The organism is Caballeronia grimmiae, assembly GCF_000698555.1.
Lineage (GTDB): Bacteria > Pseudomonadota > Gammaproteobacteria > Burkholderiales > Burkholderiaceae > Caballeronia > Caballeronia grimmiae.
The window spans coordinates 1-5,536 of record NZ_JFHE01000085.1; the positions used below are offsets into that span (position 1 = coordinate 1).

Sequence of the window (5,536 nt, forward strand, 5' to 3'; positions counted from 1 at the left end):
GAAGAATACGTCAAGTTTTGGAGCTTTGCGCCGACACTGCAGACGGCGCGTTTGTGACGGGCCCTGAAACACAGCGAATCCTGCCTCGAACTTTACGGACATTGGATTACGCGCAGTCATCTGGAACTTGTTCGGCCTTCTGGACGTTATAATCGAGAAATCGCCAAGCGTAGGCGGAACGCCGGCAATTCGTTCTCCGACGCGAAACTAAAAATCTGGTACCGAGTAATGAGTAGAAAGAAAGCGAAGGCAAAGACCAATTCGAACAAAGACGCGTTCAACTGTCTCGCTAATCCCCTGATTGCTGGGATGCTTGCAGACGATCAATATGCAAGCACTGCAGCAACGTTCATTTCCCGAAGAGCGGTTGCCGACTTTCGATCGGACTTTAAACAGCTGTATCAAAGGAAGCGTTTTCGCCGACTCTTTAATGCATCCGCCACTACAATCGAAGAATTCTCCGTCGCAAATATATTTCGCGACCAGGTGGCCCCTTCTCGACTACTGGAACTGTACCTTTCGCTTGTAATGCAGCATGCGGAAGAGCTTCGGACATTCGTTGCACTGCGCGATCGCTTTGAGATCAGTGTGCTAGCCGGACAATACAATCTCGCCTCGAATCTTCTCGATGAATTGCGAGAAAAGATTGGCGAGTCTCTCTGGTATATCAGGAATAGAATCCTAGTGCTCTCCTATCAAGGGAAGTTGCAGGAGATGCAGGACTTCGCGGAAAGTTGTAAGTCCCGGAGTTCCGATTCGTTCGTTACCTATTTAATAAACTGCTTCTTGTTGATTGCAAGTGATCCGCTTTTACATCTGCAGAAAATAGTCCAAAGAACAATCAACGAATTGAAAGAAGCTGAGATAAATGAGTGGGCGGACTTGCTGAGTTTGCTTTTTGTTCCTCGCCCCTTATTCGCTCGCAGAGAAAACCTTACTTGCCTCCCGGTCATCCAAACTTTTGGCATTGTAGATCAGTATCACTTGATTTGTACCTTGAGCGCAGAGATTCTCGCTCACGAAATTGTCGCACAAACCGAGTTGGACTTCGTGAGGCACCTGTCAATATTCATTGAGGAAATGGGCTCTGCCGTAGGCGATGAAGCCGTTCCTTCTTCGGATCCTCTATCCGTTCAAGGTCGAGGAAACAATGCGGATTCTTCCAGGCTAGTTAGACTGTACGAGAATGATCAATCTGTCGCGTTAATCAATGAGTTCCGCACGAGGTTCCAGCAATTCCGGACGCCCTTTGCGTTGGCCAATTTAGTCGCGAAAGCAGAAGCTATAGCCAATACCGGCCTTTTTCGTCCGGATCAGGGTCCGGTGTCGGACGTCATCCGTCACCTAAGTTCACTTTACGATTTCTCGGCGTCGCCGACTCGCACAGCAGACTTAATCTCCAGCATTGTCGTTCAACTCAATCACTTTCAAGGCAGCAGCCAGTTGCAATTAAGCCTCTATGCTAGCATGCCGCTCCGCTACGAGTCGGAGGACAGACAATGGCTAGCTCGGCTCGCCGCCATATCCAACGCGGACGCTACTCCGTGGACGAGGACCCTTACAAAGGACGCAGATCCGATTCTTTCGCATTCTTACCTCTCCGACTCGCACACGCTGCCGCAGTACCGCATCATAAAACAACAGATTCGAACGCTCAGTTCGACTCGAGAGGACGTAGACGCGAAACTTGATGCGTTCAGAATGACGGTTCCGTTGAAGAAAGATTACTACGAACTGGCATCGTCGTATCTATCGAGTGTCAATGCACTCGGAGATGTGATTCCGCTCTGCGCGGCAACCTTGGCGCAACAACCAAATGCTTTTGTTGCTTTTCCAATGCGCAAGCTAATTGAGCACATTGAGCGGACCAACGCGCATACGCTCGATTCACTGATCATAGCTTACTATTACGTAAAAAAAATCGACTCGAAGAAGGAATACCTGTTGAATGAGACCTTTGAGGAATTCATTCTCAGCAACGATGCCGCCCGGCCGAGCGACTTGTTTCATCTTCTCGACGAGCTAGACGCCCGCCCTATTGTTTTCTATCGAGACATAGCAACTCTTGAGACGATGGACTTCCTTGGCGCTTTTAAAGATAGCAACGATCTGAGATCGGAACGCGTAAAAATCCTCGATCACCTTCGTGATTTGACATTAATCGAGCCAGATCAACATCGCGCAGAAGTGGATGAGATTGTCATGCAGGTGGTGGTCGACAGCGGTGCCACGGAGTTCAACGTAGCAAAGATTGATGTCAACGACCGTGCGCTTCGCCGTGATCTGTCACAAGACGTCTCGTCCCTGCTTGCACTCTACAAATCGGTGAAAGACGGCACCGAGGAGAAGTTCATTAGGGTGGATGGAGAGCTGCTTGATGGGGACACTGCGCAAGCTGTCGTGGCCGGAGATCGAAACACGACACTACTTAAAATCGTTAACCTTGTTCAAGATGCGTTTCTTTACGACGAGAAACACGGTTTAGATAAGAATCTGAGCGCCGAAATTCGTCATGGGTTCTTTTCTAATCTCATGCGGTCCAAGCTGGAAGAGGCTAGGCTGTTAACAGAAAAAGACCAGAACGGACAGTACAAATCAAATGAATTTTGGCTTAACTCCAACACCATAATCGTTGAAGGAATTCTTCGCGCGGTGGACGACCAACTAAAATGGTTTTCCGCAAATTTTAACCAGCTCGTGGAAAAGGCTGAAGAATGGATGAAGGTGACGGCCGATCACAAGGATACCAGCCGGGTTTTTAACTATAAACTTTTTCTCCACGATTTTAGACAGTTTCATACGCGGGCGGAAAGATCCGCGTCGGGAGAGGAGTTCCTCCAATCATTCTTCGATGTTCTATGGTCTCACACGGAGGACTGCTTGAGCGAAATGCGAGAAAAGCTTAACGTCGAATTCAGGAACGGCGTCGATGCACTATTTCAAGAGCTTATTGAACGCATAACCACCGCGAAATCCGGAGTTGGGCTAGTAGACCTGATGGCAGCCATTACTAGAGTGCGAAACGATATTAGAGAAGATATCACAACCGCATCCGAATGGTTTCGGAGGCACGTTGACTATGTTTCTTCGGCAAGAAATCTAAGTGAATTGACGGAAATCTCTATTGAGTGTTTCGAGCGAGTCAAGGGCGTACGATTGAACATTGTTCGGGACATGATGGATCTCTCCGCCATTCGGTTCGATGGCCGTCAGATTAAGTCGTTCATCGTCGCTTTCGTGAACATACTTGAGAACGCATGCCGCCATAGCGGGTTTGGCGCTCACACTGCGATTCGCGTTTCCAGCACAATCGCCGGCACGACGTGGACGCTTCAGGTCGAGAATTCCGTAACGCCCGATAAACTCGAGGCCCTTACCCCGGATCGACTCACCCAGATAGTAGAAAAAATGAAAGGACCTAGCTCACTCCACATGATGCGTAAGGAGGGCGGATCAGGGTTAAGTAAGGCGTATAATCAATTGCGATCCATAAAAGACCACTTCGACGTGAACATCTTCGCAGAAGATGCAATTTTTAGGACGAGGATCTCCTATGGCTGAGATTGTATTAATTGTTGAAGATAACAATCATAAGCGCGAGAGAGTCACGACGTTTGTACGCGAAACTTTTCCGACTTGCGTAGTGGAAGAGGCTCATTCGTTCACCACGGCATGCCAAAGGGTTGCTGATACAGATTTTAGCGTTGTGCTTATGGACATGAGTCTACCGACTTACGACAAGTCCGCGACGGAGTCCGGCGGGCGTTTTCGTACGTTCGGTGGAAAGGAGATCGCTAGAAAGATAATCCGACGTAGAATTCAAACGAAAATAATTTTTATTACGCAATATGAGTCGTTCAGCGAACGCGGGGCTTCTCAGACTCTGGAATCTCTTGATGACGAAGTCCGGTTGGAATGCGGGCACCATTACGCGGGGTTTGTCCACTATGACAGCTCGCGGAGTGCGTGGAAAGAAAAATTATTAAAAATGCTGGTGCAAATATTTCATGAAGATTCTAATTGTTGACGATAATGTAAAGCGGTCGGAATTGTTGATTGAATACCTCGCCACGGAAGCGCATCTGCATCGGAGTCAGATTACCGAATCCCGTTCCGTGGACGAAGCGAAAAGCAGGCTTCGAGATATGTATTTTGATCTGCTGGTTCTTGACGTTGTCCTTCCAAAGCGGGTAGGTGGGACAGCAGCGGCGGCTCACGGTATTACCCTACTGAACCAGATTTCGAGGTCCGCTTTCCTGAAGAAACCAGAAAAAATAGTCGGTATCACCGCTCACCTAGATGATATCCAGCATTTCCGGGCCGAGTTCGAGAATTCGTGCGCCGTAGTAGTCGAGGCGGAAGGTAACTCGGAGCTATGGAAACGGAAGATCGCGTCCCAGCTGAATTACACCACGCTCTCACAGGTCCATCGGTTGCCTGACGAAAAGGGCATAGCCGTATTGACGGTTCATGGGATACAGACTTTTGGAGCATGGCAAGAACGACTATCTAACTTAGTGAGTTCTAGGACATCAGCCGTTTCCTTCAACAGCTATAAGTATGGTTACTTCTCAGCGTTCGCATTCATGATCCCTCCACTGCGTGCTAGAGAAGTCAACAGAATAGCTGGCCACCTTCAACGGTTTCTTGCTGAGAATGAAAAGAAACGACTCATCCTCTTTAGTCATAGCTTCGGCACTTTTCTCCTAGTCAATGCTCTTCGCTTGCTACACTCGCGGGGCGTGGCGATTCACGACGTGACGCTTGTCCTGAGTGGAAGCGTCCTCAACTCCAACTATGACTGGCGGTTCTTACAATCCTGCCCGGAAACGAAAGTCGTAAACGAGTGCGGAGACAGTGACTATGTACTATGGATAAGCCGGGCCTTAGTACTTGGTGTAGGAATGGCCGGGAAGACCGGGTTCTACGGAATCAACAATGACCGTTTCGTGAACCGGTTCTTCAACGGTGGTCACAGCCTTTACTTCAAAGGTGACGACTTTATGCTTCGTAACTGGCTGCCGCTCATCTTAGGAGACTGTCAACCGGTCCCGCAAGTCGATCAACGAACACCAGGCTTTGTCATCCATGGAATTTTCGATAAGGTTGTTCACGGTCTAGGTCACGCCAAGTGGGCCGCTTACTTGGGAGCCTTGGCTTGCGCACTTAAGCTTGTGTGGCCACGAATCCTATAGCGTATGAGGTTCGGATCCCTATGAACGTCCGATATTAGCAATGCGCCGCGGTCGTTCGTTGTTAGGGCAATCCGAACTTTAATGCCCTCGCCTAAATCTCGATACCTTCGCTACCCATTGGCTGAGCGAGCAGGCTTTCGCTCATCAGCGGTGGGCGCGAGCGAGGTATGCAACCTAGCGAAGGTCTTTGGCGATCGCAGGAGACCTGGTCGTCTTGTGACGCATCCCAGACTCGCCACATGCTTCTCGCAGCGAATCTCTGCTGGTGAGCTATGCAATTGGCCTCTGTGGCTGGAGGGTGGGGAACAGTTGTCCGCGCCGAATGAATTTTGAGCCACCGC

At 49.4% G+C, this 5,536-nt stretch carries 3 protein-coding genes; all 3 read left to right on the forward strand.

From position 1 onward, the window contains the following. The first annotated feature begins 228 nt into the window (after positions 1–228). Genes BG57_RS30390 through BG57_RS30395 form a run of 3 tightly spaced genes read left to right on the forward strand, consistent with a single transcriptional unit; the run spans position 229 to position 5,195 of the window. Positions 229–3,561 carry an ATP-binding protein gene (locus BG57_RS30390; RefSeq protein ID WP_152562756.1) on the forward strand — a complete coding sequence of 1,111 codons (3,333 nt, stop codon included), beginning with the start codon at positions 229–231 and terminating at the stop codon, positions 3,559–3,561. Continuing rightward, positions 3,554–4,027 carry a response regulator gene (locus BG57_RS32150; protein WP_075583259.1) on the forward strand — a complete coding sequence of 158 codons (474 nt, stop codon included), beginning with the start codon at positions 3,554–3,556 and terminating at the stop codon, positions 4,025–4,027. The genes BG57_RS30390 and BG57_RS32150 overlap by 8 nt, the downstream gene beginning before the upstream one ends. Further along, the gene (locus tag BG57_RS30395; protein WP_052006107.1) at positions 4,008–5,195 is read left to right on the forward strand and encodes a response regulator; all 1,188 of its coding nucleotides are present in this window, start codon (positions 4,008–4,010) and stop codon (positions 5,193–5,195) included. The genes BG57_RS32150 and BG57_RS30395 overlap by 20 nt, the downstream gene beginning before the upstream one ends. Positions 5,196–5,536 lie beyond the last annotated feature (341 nt).

What these genes read in the sequence shown, in the direction of transcription:
- BG57_RS30390 (WP_152562756.1), top strand. Translation starts at nt 229, where the DNA reads ATGAGTAGAAAGAAAGCGAAGGCAAAGACCAATTCGAACAAAGACGCG.
- BG57_RS32150 (WP_075583259.1), top strand. Translation starts at nt 3,554, where the DNA reads ATGGCTGAGATTGTATTAATTGTTGAAGATAACAATCATAAGCGCGAG.
- BG57_RS30395 (WP_052006107.1), top strand. Translation starts at nt 4,008, where the DNA reads ATGAAGATTCTAATTGTTGACGATAATGTAAAGCGGTCGGAATTGTTG.